Origin of the sequence: Kerstersia sp., from assembly GCF_052103615.1 — a bacterium.
Lineage (GTDB): Bacteria > Pseudomonadota > Gammaproteobacteria > Burkholderiales > Burkholderiaceae_B > Kerstersia.
Window position 1 is genome coordinate 1 of sequence record NZ_JBQEKA010000004.1, and the last position, 15430, is coordinate 15430.

General features: G+C 61.9%; 13 protein-coding genes. 4 read left to right on the forward strand and 9 right to left on the reverse strand.

From position 1 onward, the window contains the following. From ACTJGZ_RS01890 to ACTJGZ_RS01900, 3 genes are all read right to left on the reverse strand, one after another. Positions 1 to 592: styrene monooxygenase/indole monooxygenase family protein (locus tag ACTJGZ_RS01890; RefSeq protein ID WP_441661268.1), on the reverse strand; the 592-nt coding region annotated here is incomplete at its 3' end. Between the two features lie 129 nt (positions 593 to 721). Beyond that, positions 722 to 1510, reverse strand: coding sequence for an SDR family oxidoreductase (locus ACTJGZ_RS01895; RefSeq protein ID WP_441661269.1), 789 nt, complete (start codon positions 1508 to 1510; stop codon positions 722 to 724). Positions 1511 to 1765: 255 nt separating this feature from the next. Continuing rightward, entirely contained in the window at positions 1766 to 2674 is a 909-nt protein-coding gene (locus tag ACTJGZ_RS01900) for a SphA family protein (protein ID WP_441661270.1), read from the reverse strand. A 437-nt stretch (positions 2675 to 3111) separates the two neighbouring features. On the opposite strand from ACTJGZ_RS01900, the gene dctP reads away from it, so the two are divergent. From dctP to ACTJGZ_RS01920, 4 genes are all read left to right on the forward strand, one after another. Next, positions 3112 to 4098 (forward strand): TRAP transporter substrate-binding protein DctP, encoded by a 987-nt coding sequence (gene dctP / locus ACTJGZ_RS01905; RefSeq protein ID WP_441661271.1) that lies wholly within the window; start codon positions 3112 to 3114, stop codon positions 4096 to 4098. A gap of 78 nt (positions 4099 to 4176) precedes the next feature. Further along, positions 4177 to 4710 carry a TRAP transporter small permease gene (locus tag ACTJGZ_RS01910; RefSeq protein ID WP_441661272.1) on the forward strand — a complete coding sequence of 178 codons (534 nt, stop codon included), beginning with the start codon at positions 4177 to 4179 and terminating at the stop codon, positions 4708 to 4710. Between the two features lie 2 nt (positions 4711 to 4712). Then, positions 4713 to 6032, forward strand: coding sequence for a TRAP transporter large permease (locus tag ACTJGZ_RS01915; RefSeq protein WP_441661273.1), 1320 nt, complete (start codon positions 4713 to 4715; stop codon positions 6030 to 6032). A gap of 12 nt (positions 6033 to 6044) precedes the next feature. Then, the gene (locus tag ACTJGZ_RS01920) at positions 6045 to 6977 is read left to right on the forward strand and encodes a ketopantoate reductase family protein (RefSeq protein WP_441661274.1); all 933 of its coding nucleotides are present in this window, start codon (positions 6045 to 6047) and stop codon (positions 6975 to 6977) included. A gap of 42 nt (positions 6978 to 7019) precedes the next feature. Here the strand turns inward: ACTJGZ_RS01920 and ACTJGZ_RS01925 are convergent, their stop codons facing one another. The 6 genes from ACTJGZ_RS01925 to kdpF all read right to left on the reverse strand — a co-directional run bounded on the left by ACTJGZ_RS01925 (position 7020) and on the right by kdpF (position 15283). After that, positions 7020 to 7736: a response regulator gene (locus ACTJGZ_RS01925; RefSeq protein WP_441661275.1), complete on the reverse strand. Its 717-nt coding sequence runs from the start codon at positions 7734 to 7736 to the stop codon at positions 7020 to 7022. Continuing rightward, positions 7733 to 10498, reverse strand: coding sequence for a DUF4118 domain-containing protein (locus ACTJGZ_RS01930; RefSeq protein WP_441661276.1), 2766 nt, complete (start codon positions 10496 to 10498; stop codon positions 7733 to 7735). The genes ACTJGZ_RS01925 and ACTJGZ_RS01930 overlap by 4 nt, the downstream gene beginning before the upstream one ends. Before the next feature lie 60 nt (positions 10499 to 10558). Further along, positions 10559 to 12580, reverse strand: a complete 2022-nt coding sequence (gene kdpB, locus ACTJGZ_RS01935; protein WP_441661359.1) for a potassium-transporting ATPase subunit KdpB — start codon at positions 12578 to 12580, stop codon at positions 10559 to 10561. Positions 12581 to 12643: 63 nt separating this feature from the next. Next, the gene (gene kdpC, locus ACTJGZ_RS01940) at positions 12644 to 13339 is read right to left on the reverse strand and encodes a potassium-transporting ATPase subunit KdpC (RefSeq protein WP_441661277.1); all 696 of its coding nucleotides are present in this window, start codon (positions 13337 to 13339) and stop codon (positions 12644 to 12646) included. A 13-nt stretch (positions 13340 to 13352) separates the two neighbouring features. Beyond that, on the reverse strand, positions 13353 to 15056 hold the full coding sequence (gene kdpA / locus ACTJGZ_RS01945) for a potassium-transporting ATPase subunit KdpA (RefSeq protein WP_441661278.1): 1704 nt from the start codon (positions 15054 to 15056) through the stop codon (positions 13353 to 13355). Positions 15057 to 15187: 131 nt separating this feature from the next. Beyond that, positions 15188 to 15283, reverse strand: a complete 96-nt coding sequence (gene kdpF / locus ACTJGZ_RS01950; RefSeq protein WP_441661279.1) for a K(+)-transporting ATPase subunit F — start codon at positions 15281 to 15283, stop codon at positions 15188 to 15190. Positions 15284 to 15430: the final 147 nt, after the last annotated feature.

Consider the following 15430-nt stretch of genomic DNA (forward strand, 5'->3'; position numbering starts at 1 on the left):
CCACACCCGGCACGAAGTTGAAGGAAACACGCGAATATTCCGGCGTGGGCGCCAGGCCATGCACATAGGTCAGGGCCAGGGCACGCTGGGGCTTGTCGTAAGGCGAACGGGCGGCATCGCGTTCAAACAGCTTGACTACCTCGCCCTTGCCTGCCGCCAGAATGGTCAGGTCATGTTCCGCGCTGATGCGGTCCAGTTCCGCCACGCCAACATCTTCAATGACCAGATTGCCGCCAAGCTTGGCAAATTCCTCTAGCCAGGCCGGCATTTTCACGCGCTGATCCACCGCCTGCGCGACACGGTCCAGCCGGGCGCTCCAATCCACAGCCTTGCGGCCGGGGTGCTCGGGGTCGGGCAACGCAAAACCGATGCCCTCGACCGGCGGACAGTCCTTGGCCCAATGGTCTATGTCCAGCCCGGCTTCCACATCCAGCGCATTGGCAAACATGCACTGGCTGGACATCACTCGTCCGTGGCGGATGTCATCCGGCGTGCGGTTGGTATAGACCGATACCTCGTAGCCACGTTGCAGCAGCCCGAACGCAACCGGCATCCCTGCCTGGCCGCCACCGATAATTGCAATCTTGCGCATTGTCTTCTCCTGATATTTTATTTTTTTCCGGCCTGCCGGAAACCTGTCCGGCTGAGCGGGCTCTATCCATGAAAAACGGCGCCGTGCCGGACATGCCCTGCCTCTGTCCGCCCGGCCAGCGCCAGGCAATCACCCCGCCAGCAGCGGAATCGCCGGTTTGCCCTGTTCCGGCCCCATGGCGGAATAGCCGCCATCCACGGCGTAATCCGCCCCGGTCACAAAAGACGCGGCATCCGACAGCAGGAATGCCACGACCTCACCCACTTCCGCCGGGTTGCCGACCCGGCCCAGCATGTGGAACGGCGCTGCCACGCGATCCGTTTTGGCGCGGTCGCCACCGCTCAGCTCATCCATCACGCGCGACCAGATCCAGCCCGGCGAAACCGAGTTCACGCGTATGCCGTCCGCAGCGAAATCCAGCGCCATATTGCGCGTGGCTTGCAGCAAGGCTGCCTTGGACACGGGGTACAACCAGCGGCCGGTCTGCGCCGCCTTGGACGAAATGGAGGTGAAGTTCACAATCGCGCCGCCCTGCTGGCGCAACAGATGGGGCCGCACCGCAAGCGCTGCCTGAATGGCGCTGACCACGTTGACATTCAATGCCTGCAGCCAATCAGCGCGGCCCGACCCCGGGCCGTCATCCAGATACGTGCAGGCCAGGTTCACGAGGCCATCAATGCGGCCGAAGTGGCTGGCGACGGCTTCGATGGCTGCCTGCAGCGCCGCATCATCGGTAATGTCCACCTGATGGAACACGGCACGCTTGGCGTCATCGCCCGCTGCCCGGCGTCCGCCTTCCGCGTCGATGTCGAAAATCGCCACGCGCGCGCCATAGCCCCGCAATACATCGGCCACGCCTGCGCCTATGCGCGTCGCGCCGCCTGTGACCAGATACACCTTGTCTTGCAAACCTTTCATGTCCCGCTCCTTTTTTGTGCTGTTGCGCCGCTGGCGACCAGGGTGTCAAGGCGCCTCGCTATCCATGCTTTCCATGCTAGAAGCGCGCCGCCAACACTGCTATCCACCCTGTGCAGCCAGCATCCGTTTCGTGCAGGAAATTGACGTCCTGCCTGCGTTTTCAGGGCAAACCCTTAAGGCCGGCGCAGGGTCATTGCCCAAAAAAAACGCAGGCCGGAAAGGCCTGCGTCGTCTGCGTCAAACAGCGCTCATCAATCAGAATGGCAAAGAGGCCTTGACCAGGAAGGCGCTGCCTTCCGGACGGCTGCGCACCCCCATTTCGGTCTGCCATTTGGCAGTAATCATGAAGCCCTTGTCATTGGCATACCGCAGGCTAGGGCCGATGGCAAAGGCGCGCGCCTTGCCTGGCCCGGCGTTCGGGCCATGGTCTTCGCCAATCTGGCGGAACATGAAGCCGCCTATGCCGGTGACCAGGCCATTGCCCCAGCCCCAGCCGACGGCATAATCCACGTGCAGCGCATTGCCCGAACGGGTATCGGTATCGCTATTTTTCCGGTTGATATCGAACATGAACTTGGCATCGACGTTCAAACCGGAGGCAGGCATGTAGCTGAAGGCCGCGACGGGCTGGAACGCCCAGTAGTTGCGGCCCAGGTTGGCTGAATCGTCCTGGCGGTAGCGCCCGGTCGGCGCGTACACATCCAGGCCCAGCACATAGTGCATGCTCGCGCTTGGGTGATAGCCCAGCGCCGGCCCGAAGACAATATCGCCCAGGCCGCTCTTGCGCTGGCTCTGGCCCATGGCTTCCGCCTTGACCGTCAGCAAGGGCGCAATGGCATGGAAGGCCAGCTGCCCGCCCAGCACCTGCTGCTCCGTGACCCAGACCAGGCGCGGCGCGACCACCCCGACGTTGACCTTGAAACCCGGGATGGGGATCTGGTCGCCCGACGCATTGCGCACCTTGTTGTAGTGCAGCGCGCCGGCATAGGCCAGGAAATGCACGCCAGGCGGCGGCAAGGCCCCCGACATGAAGTTCTCCAGCCCATCGGCATAGACGGGCAGGCCGCCCCCTTCCGTGGCATTGGCCGCGCCCCCTGCCAGGGCGCCACAGAGCAGCCCCAGCGTGGCCAGCCGCAGCCTTGCCTGTTTTCCTTTATTCCGCATGCTTCTTGTCTCCGGTTGTTGTCTTTGGCTGCGGCTGATGCCACTGCCTGCATGGCGCGCCCGGCTGATGGCGGGCTCCGGCCTGCGCCGCCCCAATGTCGGGCAACGGCTGCGCCTGTTTTTCCAGGCCGATGGCGGCAATGCTAGAAAAGCCCCCTGGCCACAGCTATCCACTTTTTGCAGCTGTCATCCAATTCGCGCAAGGAAATCGGCTTTCGAGGGAAAACCCCGTCCCGCCAAGGGGATGCGGATCCGCCGCGAGGCCCGCGCCATCAGGGCATACGCGTAATGGTTTCCCATCATCCCCAAATTGATATGTTGATAAATAAAATATTCAATATGGAATTAAATCCATCGCTGGCATCTGCCCTGGGAAAATCCGGTGTCCAGGCAGGCGTCATTCAGCTTCCCCATGCGGTTTTCTCGGAACTTGCACCATGAGCAAAAAACACCTTGCCCTTACCCTGGCGGCCACTGTGCTGGCCTGTCACTCTCTGGCGATTCAAGCCGCAGAAACCACACTGAAAGCCGTCAGCGCTTTCAATACCGATACCTTTTTCACTGACCGCTTCAAAGTCTTCGTCGATAAGGTCAACGAAGATGGCAAGGGCATTCTGCAAATCCAGATGATTGGCGGCCCGGAAGCCATTCCGACCTTCGAAGTCGGCAATGCCGTGCGCGCGGGCGTCGTGGACCTGGCCAACAGTTCCGCCGTGTTCCACGCCAATATGGTGCCGGAAGCCCTGGCGATGACGCTGACCGATAAGCCCATCCAGGAATTGCGGGCCAATGGCGGCCATGCCTTGATGGATCAGATTCACCGCGAAAAAGCCAATATGCTCTGGCTGGGCCGCCTGACCGATGGCCTGCAATATCACATCTACAGCAACAAGCCGGTCAATAGCGTGCAGGATCTGAAAGGCCTGAAGCTGCGCAGCGTACCGACCTACCTGGCCTTTTTCCGTGCCGTGAATGCCTCGGCGCTGCAAATTCCGCCGGGCGAAGTCTATACCGCCCTGGAACGCGGCGTGGTGGACGGCTACGGCTGGCCTTCGGTCGGCGTGCTGGATCTGGGCTGGCAGGAAAAAACCAAATACCGGGTCGAGCCGGGCTTCTATAACGTCGAAGTCAGCCTGTTCATGAATCAGAAAAGCTGGGACAAGCTCGACGACGCGCAGAAGGCCTTTTTGAAAGAAAAAGTGGAATGGGCCGAATCCCTGAACAAGGAAGACCTGGCGCTGGCAGTCAAGGAAAAGGAACGCCAGGCCCAGGCAGGCGTGCAAACCCTCGCGCTGCCTGAAGCTGAAGCCCAGGCCATGCGGGCCGTGGCCTATCAGGCCGGCTGGGATGGCATTGCCAAGACCGGCTCACGCCACGCCGCGGAAATCGAACGCCTGTTCGGCCACGGCGACGCCCAGCCCTGAGCCTGAAGCGCCCGCCACCCGCTGCCCCCCTCTCTCCGGACGCTGCCCTGGCGTCCGGACTTTTCCGAAAGGCATCCCATGCATACCCCTGCCACAGCCAGCCAGGAGCGGCCGCGCTCGCCCCTGGCCCATGCCTACCTGCTGCTCATGTCGGCCTGCGGCGCCGTTGGCGCCCTGACCTTTGGCCTGATGGCCCTGCTGATCGGTTGCGATGTGATTCTGCGCAACCTGGGCCTGAGCTGGCTGCCCTCCAGCGTGGAAATTTCCGAATACATGCTGATGATCGCCACCTTTGTGGCCGCCCCCTGGCTGTTGTACCAGGGCGGGCATATCCGCATCGACGTGCTGGTCACCAAGCTGCCGCGCCTGACGGCACAACTGTGTGAAGTGATTTGCGATCTGGTCGGTGTCATTGTCTGCGCCGTGCTGGCCTGGCAATCGCTGCTGGTCGCCATGGATGCCGCCGCGCAAGGCAGCCTGGTCTTCAAGGAAATCGTGTTCCCCGAGTGGTGGCTGAACCTGCCGCTGATGTTCGGCGCCAGCCTGCTCTGCATCGAGTTTCTGCGCCGTCTTTACCTGTCCCTGCAAGCACTGCGCCACCAAGGAAACTAATCATGGACTGGTACTACGCACTGGCCCTCATGCTGGGCACCCTGTTCTTCTTCATGGCTATCGGCACACCGGTGGTCTTTTCGTTCCTGGCCGTCAACCTGATTGGCGCCTTCACCTTCCTGGGCGGCGAGATCGGCCTGGGGCAATGGGTGCGCAACACCACCTCTTCGCTGATCAGTTTTTCGCTAACCCCCATTCCGCTGTTCGTGCTCATGGGGGAAGTGCTGTTCCATACCGGGCTGGCCTTCAAGGCTATAGATTCGATTGAAAAAGCCATAGATAAAGTGCCTGGCAAGCTATCCATTGTCAGCATTCTGGGCGGCACCACCTTTGCCACGCTGTCTGGCTCCTCCATCGCCAATACGGCCATGATGGGCGGCGTGATGATGCCGGAAATGATGCGGCGCGGTTACCACCCGACCATGTCCATGGGGCCTATCATGGCGGTAGGCGGCATTGCCATGCTAATCCCCCCTTCGGCGCTGGCCGTGATGCTGGGCAGCCTGGCCGGTATTTCCATTGAACGCCTGCTGATCGGCGGCATTTTGCCGGGCATGCTGATGGCTATCGGCTTTCTGGGCTATGTCATTATCCGCAGCCGCCTGCGCCCGCAAGATGCACCGGCCTCGGAAACAGACGGCACGCCGCTGTCCGGCATGGAAAAATGGCTGCCGTTCGTCAAGAATGTGCTGCCGCTGCTGGGCATCTTTATTGCGGTGGTCGGCTCCATGCTGGCCGGCTGGGCATCGCCCACGGAATCCGCCGCCATCGGCGTGCTGGCTTCCGTCCTGGCCACATTCTGCTATCGCGCTTTTTCCCTGAAAGCGCTCTGGAAGAGCCTGATTGAAACGGCCAAAGTGTCGGTCGTGATTCTGTTCATCCTGGCAGCGTCCACGACCTTTGCGCAGTTGCTGAGCTTTTCCGGCGCCAGCACCGGTTTTCTCAGCCTGATCAAGGATATGAACCTGCCGCCCGCCATCCTGGTGATCTGCATGCTGCTGGTGCTGCTGGTGATCGGCATGGTGCTCGACCAGATCAGCATGATGATGATTACCCTGCCCTTCTTCATGCCGCTGGCGCTGGCCGCCGGCGTGGATACGGTCTGGCTGGGCGTGATGATTCTGATCGCACTGGAAATCGGCTTGCTGACACCCCCCTTTGGTCTGTTGCTGATCGTCATGCAAAGCGTCGTGCCGCCGTCTATCCGGCTGCCGCAGATTTATGGTGCCGCCGTTCCCTTCCTGGTGATAGAACTGGTGATTCTTGCCAGCGTATTCCTGATTCCCGGCATCGCGACCGGCCTGCCCAACCTCATCAACTAGCGGGAAGCGCTCATGAAAATCGCCATTATCGGTGCCGGTGCGATGGGCAGCCTCTTCGGGGGCATGCTGGCCCGCACCTGCCAGCCCATCCTCTATGACCTCAATCAGGCCCATGTCGCCGCGATCCAGTCCCGCGGGCTGCGCATGAGCTTTGACACAGGCGACGAAGTCGCGCAGGTGACGGCCACCAGCGACGCCGCGTCGCTGCCTGCCATGGATGCCGTCATCCTGTTCGTCAAATCGCCGCACACCCGCGCGGCGCTGCTCGACGGCCTGCAAAGCGCCATTACGCCAGACACGCAGGTCATCAGCCTGCAAAACGGCCTGGGCAATATCGAGCTCATGCGCGAGCTGCTGGCTCCGTCCCAAATTGCTCAGGGCTTCAGCACCTTGACCAGCGACCTGGCCGGCCCCGGCCATATCCATGTCACCTGCGACCTGAGGCTGCATACGGCCATGTGGCCGCTCAATCACCAGCCGGACGCCCGCTTGCAGGAACTGTGCGCGCTGATGAACCAGAGCGGCCTGCATACCCTCATTTCCGATCAGGTCGAACGCGAAGTCTGGATGAAGCTGCTGGTCAATGCCTCGCTCAACAGCCTGTGCGCCATCACCCGGCAAAACGTCGGCCATGTGGTCGATCATCCGGGCACCCGGCAAATGCTGGAACGCATTGTGTTCGAGACAGCCGACATCGCCAATGCCAAAGGCCTGAATATCTCCCGGCAGGCTGCTTTGCAGCATGTGCTGCATGTGGCCGAGAAAACCCGCGGCCATATTCCGTCCATGGCCACAGATGTGTTCAACCGGCGCCCAACCGAAATCGAAGCCATCAACGGCGCCATCGTCCGCGCCGGGCAAGCGCTGCACCTGGACGCCCCGGCCACCGAATGGGCCGCCCATCTGGTGCGCTGCCTGGAACGCTACGACAACTGGGCAGGCTAGCCGTGAGCGGGCGGGTGAGCAAGCTAGCGGGCTAGCGCCTGCTCACCCCTGATGCCCCTCTATGGATAAACCGGACAGGCGATACCCTACCTGCAATTCCGTCAGCAAATACCTGGGCTGCGACACATCCTGCTCCAGTTTCTGCCTCAGCTGCATCATATAGACCCGCAGATAATGCGGCCGGTCCGAGTAGGAAGCGCCCCAGGTTTCATGCAATAGCTGCTGGTGCGTCAACACTTTTCCATGACCGCGTATCAATGCCGTCAGCAGCCGGAACTCAATCGGCGTCAAATGAACCGGCTGCCCTGCCCTGGCCACCTCGTGCGTGGCCAAATCCACCGTGACATCACCGAAACGGACTTTCGATGAAGCCGCCTCGGTATTGGCCACCACCTGGGAGCGGCGCAGCAAGGCCCGAATCCTGGCCATCAATTCCGGCACGCCGAATGGCTTGACCAGATAGTCATCCGCCCCAGCGTTAAGCGCTTCAACTTTCTCTTCTTCACGCTCGCGGGCCGACAGTACAAGAATCGGCGCGAACATCCAGCCCCGCAATTCCCGGATCAGATCCTTGCCATCTTCATCCGGCAGGCCCAGATCTACAATAATCAGATCGGGACGGCGCGTCACCGCTTCCATGCGGGCCTGCGTGCCCGTCGTGGCTTCAAAGGCGCTCATGCCTTCTTGTTCCAGCGCGATCCGGACAAATCGCCGAATGTTCGATTCGTCTTCAACAATCAATATTTTGTTCCGGCTCATGTTTTTACCTCCTCGGCATCCACGGCAGGCGCAGCATGCAAGGGCAAACGGATTTCGAAGGTCGCGCCCCGGGAATGCCCCGGCTTGGCGCTGATCGTACCGCCATGCGCCGCCACAATAGCGCGGCACAGGCCCAGCCCCAGGCCGACACCGGCAATGGACGATTCTTTTTGCCCCCGGGTAAACCAGCCAAACAGTTTTTCCGGATCCCCCGGCGGCAAACCCGGCCCGTCGTCGCTCACCAGCAGGTACATGAATGCGCCTGCGCTCATGGCACGAATCGTAATCGTGCTGTCGGGCCCGCTGTATTTAAGGGCGTTATCCAGCAGATTGGCCAGGACGCGTTCCAGCAGCAAGGCATCGACTTCCACCAGCGGCAAATCGGGCGGCAAGTCCGTGACCAGGCGCCGGCCGCCCAAAGACGCAGCCGCCCGCGCCAAGGCGCTGGCGACGATTTCAGCCAAGGCGTGCCATTCTTTTTGCAGCCTGACCCCTTCGCTTTGAATCCTGGCCAGATCCAGCAGACTGCCGACCAGACGGCGCAACTCATCGGATTCGACGCGTATGGCGCAGGCAATATCGGCTTGCTCCTGAGCCGACAAGCCATCAGGGTGTTCCAGCGTTTCCGCCAGGCCCCGTATGGCTGTCAACGGCGTTTTCAAATCATGCGAAACCGCCGAGAGCAAGGTATTGCGCATTTTCTCGCCTTCCATACGAACGATGGTGTCCTGAGCCACTTCAACGAAGTGAATGCGCTCCAGCGCTTGCCCGATGGCAAAGCAGCAGGCATCCAGCAGGCGCCGGCTGGCGGGGGTCGCCGCCAAAGCCGGTGAGCCTGGCAGCACCGCCAGGACCCCGCGCGGCGCCATCGGGCCTTTCAGCGGCAGGTACAAGGCCTGCGCCCCATTCAGGGTCTGGGTGCCATAGCCCGCTGGCTCTTCGTGCTCAAACGCCCACTGGGCCACGGACAATTCGGCAAACCCCGCATGCCAGGCCGAAAACAGACGGCCGGCGGGATCGGGCAAGATCAAGGCCAGTTGCGTTTCAAACAAGGGCGCAATGGTTTCGCGGCACACATCGGCGACCTGCTCGACGGCAATGGCCCCGGCCAGTCCCCGCGTGACACGCACCAGCGCCGCTGCCCGGCGTTCGCCATCCCTGGCGCTCCGGGCTTCTGCCTTGAGCTTGGCGGCCAGTTGCCCGATGATCAGGGCAGCGGCCAGCATCAGGCCCGAGGTAAAGAAATATTGGGTATCCCGGATCGAAAACGAAAAACGCGGCTCGACGAAAAAGAAGGTAAAGCACCCCACCGACAACAGCGACGCCCAGGCGCCCGCCAGCCGCCCCAGCCTCAGCGCAATGGCCACGACGGTCATCAGGAACAGCATCACGACGTTGGAAAGATCGAAAAAGCGCAGCAGCTGGCTGGCAAGCGCCGTGGTGGCGACACATGCCAGGGTTGCCAGCGCCAAAGCCAGCGCCGGCCCTGGCGGATGCCCAGGCGCTCCGCGCCGCCCGTCTGACGCCCCAGCAGCCCCAGCAACCCCAGCAGCCCCACGGCCAGCCCCACCGCCAGCCCCACCGCCAGCCCACCAGCCAGCCCAACCGCCGGGCCGGGCAGCTTCGATACGCACCAGCATGATGCCCATTTCAGGGTTTTCGCGCGCCACGCGTTCCGCCCAGCGGCGCCGGAAAGGCAGCGGCATCCAGGCAGCGCGATTGCCTCTATTGCCCATCAGCAATTTGGTGACATTGCGCTGCCGGGCATAGCCAAGAATCATTTGCCCGACGTCCTGCCCGGCAATATTGACGAACTCCGCCCCGACATGCTGGGCACTGGCTGCCAGCCGCAGCAAGGCCTCCTGCGCCTTGAAATTGCCCTGTTCATGCGGCAAATCCACATGCAGCACGATCCAGGGTGCCTGCAGCTGCTGCGCCAATCTGGCCCCTTCACGAATCAGGGCTTCCTGGGCAGCGTCAGCGCTCACGCAAATCATCAGTAACTCGCGGGTAGGCCAGACACGCCGGATGGCATGGGAAATCCGGTAAACATGCACATCGGCATTCACCCGGTCGGCCATGCGCCGCAGGGCCAATTCACGCAAGGCAATCAGATTGCCGCGCCGGAAGAAATTCTGGCGCGCCTGCGCCGCCGAGGGCGGCAGATAGACTTTGCCAGCACGCAGGCGCGCCAGCAAGTCGTCAGGCGGCAAATCCACCAGTACCACATCGGCTGCACGGTCGAAAATCCGGTTGGGGACGGTTTCGCGCACTCGCACGCCGACAATCCCGCCCACCACATCATTCAGGCTATCGAGATGCTGCACATTGAGCGCGGTATAGACATCTATCCCCGCATCCAGCAATTCTTCGACATCCTGCCAGCGTTTGGCATGCCGGCTGCCCTGGAGGTTGGAATGCGCCAGTTCATCCACGATCAGCAGTTGGCAGCCAGAAGCCAGCGCGCCTTCCAGGTCGAACTCCGTCATGCTGCGGCCATGATGCCGCTGCGTCTTGCGCGGCAAGGCGGGCAGGCCTTCGGTCAGCGCCAGCGTTTCCTGCCGGCCATGCGTTTCCACAATCCCGATCGCCACTGCCACGCCTTCAGCCTGCGCCTGATGCGCCGCCTGCAACATGGCACAGGTTTTACCCACCCCGGCGCATGCGCCAAAGAATATCTTGAGCTGTCCCCGCCGGGACCGCTGCAAGCCGTCTTCGAGACGCTGCAGCAGTTCGTCGGGATCAGGGCGATCCTCTGTCATTCTTTACCTCGCAATGCGATGTGCCGTGCCGGATACCAGCATGCCTGCCGGTATCCAGCGTCAGAAAAACGGAATCAGGGCCAGGTCGATCAGTTTGATCCCGATAAAAGGCGCAATCAAGCCTCCCAGGCCATAAATCAGCAGATTCCGCTTTAACAGGCGGCTGGCTGGTTCCGCGCGGTAGCGCACCCCTTTCAAGGCCAGCGGAATCAAGGCAATCACCACTAGCGCATTGAAGATGACCGCTGCCAGAATGGCCGAACCCGGGCTGTGCAGATGCATGATATTCAAGGCATCCAGGGCCGGATAGGTGGCCACGAAAGCGGCCGGAATGATGGCGAAGTACTTGGCCAGATCATTGGCCACGCTGAACGTCGTCAATGCGCCACGCGTCATGATCATCTGTTTGCCAACCTCCACCACCCGCAGCAGTTTGGTCGGGTTGCTGTCCAGATCCACCATATTGCCGGCTTCCTTGGCCGCCTGCGTGCCGCTGTTCATCGCGACGGCCACATCGGCCTGCGCCAGCGCCGGCGCATCATTGGTGCCGTCACCGGTCATGGCAACCAGCCTGCCCTCACTTTGGTATTGGCGGATCAGCCGCAGCTTGTCTTCGGGCGTCGCTTCGGCCAGATAGTCATCCACCCCGGCTTCCGCCGCGATGGCTGCGGCCGTCAAAGCGTTATCACCCGTGATCATCACAGTCTTGATGCCCATGCCGCGCAGCTCAGCAAAGCGCTCCTTGATGCCGCCCTTGACGATATCCTTCAGTTCCACGATACCCAGCACCTGCTTGCCGTCCGCCACAACCAGCGGCGTGCTGCCACGGCGCGCGACGGCTTCCACCTGGGCGGCCAGTTCACGGGGAAAGACCCCGCCCAAGGCCTCGACATGAGCCCGAATGGCGCTGGCCGCCCCTTTGCGAATCTGACGCCCGGCGATATTGATGCCGCTCATGCGGGTATGAGCGCTGAAGGCCAGGGTTTCGGCGCCTTGCAGCGCGCGCCCGCGCAAATTGAATTGCTGTTTGGCCAGCACGGCAATGGAGCGGCCCTCGGGAGTTTCGTCCGCCAGCGACGCCAATTGCGCAGCATCGGCCAGCGCCAGCTCGCTGACCTGCGGCGCCGGCAGAAAAGCCGCCGCTTCGCGGTTGCCCAGTGTGATGGTGCCGGTCTTGTCCAGCAGCAGCACATCGACGTCGCCTGCGGCCTCGATGGCGCGGCCGGACGTCGCCAGCACATTGGCCTGCATCATGCGGCTCATGCCGGCTACCCCGACGGCTGACATCAAGGCGCCGATGGTGGTGGGAATCAGGCAAACCAGCAAGGCAATCAGCACCGTGATGGTGACAGGCAGCCCGGCCCCTGTCATGACGGCCGCAAATTGCGAGAACGGCAGCAACGTCACGCACACCAGCAAAAACATCAGGGTCAGGGCCACCAGCAAAATATTCAAGGCGATTTCATTGGGCGTCTTGCCCCGCTTGGCCCCTTCCACCATGGCAATCATGCGATCCAGAAAAGCTTCGCCTGGCCTGGCCGTGACCCGCATCACGATCCAATCGGACAGCACACGCGTGCCTCCGGTCACGGAACAGAAATCACCGCCAGCTTCACGGATCACCGGCGCCGATTCCCCGGTAATCGCCGACTCGTCCACTGAGGCCGCGCCTTGCAGAACCTCACCATCGGCAGGAATGATTTCCCCTGCCTCCACCTGGACATAGTTGCCCACGGCCAGCTCGTCGCTAGGCACCGGGCGCGGCGCACTGCCGCGTTCCGGCGTTTTCAGCACCTGCGCCATCACCCGCTGGCGGGTGGCGCGCAGCGCATCGGCCTGGGCTTTGCCGCGCCCTTCGGCCAGGGCTTCAGCCGCATTGGCGAACAAAACCGTGAACCAGAGCCAGGCGCAAATGGCCCAGATAAACCCGGCGGGTGCTTCCCCCTGCCCGGCCAGCGCCTGAACGCCCAGCACGGTCGTGAGCAGGCTGCCGAGATACACCACGAACATAACCGGGTTCCGGATCTGCGCCCGCGGCGACAACTTCCTGAAGGACGCGAGCAGCACCGCTGCCCACGGCATTGATTGGCAAGCAGCACGGCCCGTTTCAGAGGGCGGCGCCTGAGTTTCCATGGATACCATTTTTCACTCCCTGGACGATTGCGCCGCGTGCCCGGCCAGACCGGCGGCATCTAGCGCGAGATTGAGTTCCAGCACATTGACACGGGGCTCGCCCAGCAAACCGAATTGACGTGCCTCGGTGTGCTGCGTCAGCCATTGCAGGACGCGTTCTGGCGGCAAGCCGCGCGCCCGGGCGACCCGCTCGGCCTGCAAGCGCGCATTGGCAAGCGAGATATGCGGATCCAGCCCGGAGGCCGAGGCCGTCACCGCATCCACCGGCACAGGTGTCTGCGCGCTGACACCGTTGGCGCTGCGGTACGCGGCACTGCGCGCGGCCACATCCGCCAGCAACTGCTGGCTGAGCGCCCCCTGATTGCTGGCCCCACTGGCAGCCGCGTTATACGGCTGCGCGACCGTCTGCGCCGGATTTTCGGGGTCGGCGCCCAGTGTTGCGCTGGGGCGGCCATGGAAATAACGCGCCTGTGTAAACAGCTGCCCGATCTGGCGCGAGCCAACGGCCATGCCCTTGGCGTGTATCAGGCTGCCCTGGGCCTGCTCGGGAAATAGCGCATTGGCAACGCCAGTGGTAGCCAGCGGATAGGCGATGCCGGTCAACAGCATGAAAAAAACCGCCGAACACAGCACAGGCCGGATCAGCCCCTTAAACAAAGGCTGCGGCAAGGTTTCCGCTGCTTGCGCAGGGGTAGCGAAAGATTGCATGAGATTCATCCTCTCAGAATGTGGCGCCTGCGAGCATGAGCAGGTGCTCGACGATCGGGCCCAAGGCCAGTGCGGGCAGGAAAGTCAGCCCGCCCACCACCAGCACCACGAAAATCAGCAGGCCAGTGAAGAGCGGCGTGGCCGTCGAGAGCGTGCCCGGCCCGGCAGGCACCGCGTTCTTGGCCGCCAGCCCGCCGGCCACGGCCAGCATGGGCAATAAGGTCAGATAGCGCCCCGCCAGCATGGCCAGGCCAATGGTCAGATTGAAGAACGGCGTATTGGCATTGAAGCCAGCAAAGGCGGAGCCGTTATTGGCCGTCCCGGAGGTATAGGCGTACAACACCTCGCTAAAGCCATGCGGCCCCCGGTTGGACAGACTGCCCAGGGTATCGGGCATCAGCGTGGCCAGCGCCGTGAAACCCAGGATGCTGAAGGCATGCGCCAGCAGCGCCAGCATCACGTACTTCATTTCACGCGCTTCGACCTTTTTCCCCAGAAACTCGGGGGTGCGCCCTATCATCATGCCGACCAGGAAGACCGTGAGAATGGCGTAGCTGATCAGGTTGATAAACCCCACCCCTATCCCGCCAAAAACGTTGTTCAGCATCATCTGCGCCATAGGCACCAGTCCGCCCAGGGGCGTCAGGGAAGCATGCATGGCATCCACCGATCCTGTCGTGGCCGCCGTGGTCACGGTGGCAAACAGGCTGGTCTGGGCAATACCAAAGCGCAATTCCTTGCCTTCCATATTGCCGCCGCCCTGCGCCAGGCCCGGTGCCTGATCTACCCCCAGCGGCGCCAGCAGCGGATTGCCCGCCTGTTCCGCGCTGTAGATCAGCGACAGAAAGCCCGCGAACATCAGCAAAAAGGCCGCAAAAAATGCCCAGCCCTGCTTTTTGTCCGCCAGCATGGTGCCAAAAGCGTAAGTCAGTGAGGCAGGCACCAGCAGCATGCTGAGCATGTGCAGCGTATTGGTGAGCGGCGTGGGGTTTTCAAACGGATGGGCGGCATTCATGCCGAAAAAGCCGCCGCCGTTCGTGCCCAAGTGCTTGATCGTCTCAAAACTGGCAACCGGGCCCAGAATAATCTGCTGCCTGACCCCTTCCAGCGTCGTCACGATGACGTCGGCATCCAGCGTCTGCGGCATGCCCTGCCAGACATACACCAGCGCCATCAGGAAACTGGCTGGCAGCAGCAGGCGATACAGCACGCGGGTGAAATCCACCCAGTAATTGCCGATATCCTGCGCGTTCCTGCGGCATAGCCCGCGCATGAAGCCGCCAGCCGCCGCCAAGCCGGTTGTCGCGCTGATGCACATCAGGAAGGTGATGGCAGCCATCTGCGACACATTCGATAGACTGGATTCGCCCGAATAGGCCTGCCAGTTCGTATTGGTGGTGAACGACACCGCCGTATTGAAGGCCAGATCCGGCGTTTGCGCCGCCCTCCCCAGCGGATCCAGCAGCAGCCCGCCCTGCAGGCGCAAGACCGCGTAGCCCAGCAACAACATGGCCGCGTTGCTGAGCAGCAGCACGATGCCGTAGCGCTTCCAGGACATTTTTTCGTCAGGGCGGATGCCCAGCAGCCGGTATGTCCCGCGCTCCAGCAAGCCATGGCCGGGACGGGTAAAAATACGGGCTATCCATTTGCCCAGCATGACCATCAGGCATCCCATGACGGCGAGGACAGCGACGAATTGCATCAGATCGTCAAACATGCCGATACCTATCAGATTTTATCAATACCTGCCGCCACGCCGACGGCCAGCACAAAGAACACAATAACCACTGCGATAAAAAGAACATCATCCATTGCCCCACCTCATTAATGGCGCACATTCCGGCCAACTCAGAATTTTTCGGCCCGAATCAATGCATAAAAAAGATAAACAAACAATCCCGCGGAAACCGCCGCCGCCAGAATTGCCACCCAGGATCCGTGCATATTGATTCCTTTAATATTTCAATTCGCTCAATACCGGCACACCGGCAAACCCACCAGCCGGCCAGAAAAATTCTAGGATTTTCGATATAAAATCGGGGCAGTGTTTTGCGGGGAAGCCATAAAGACGGCATATGGAAAATACTTTTC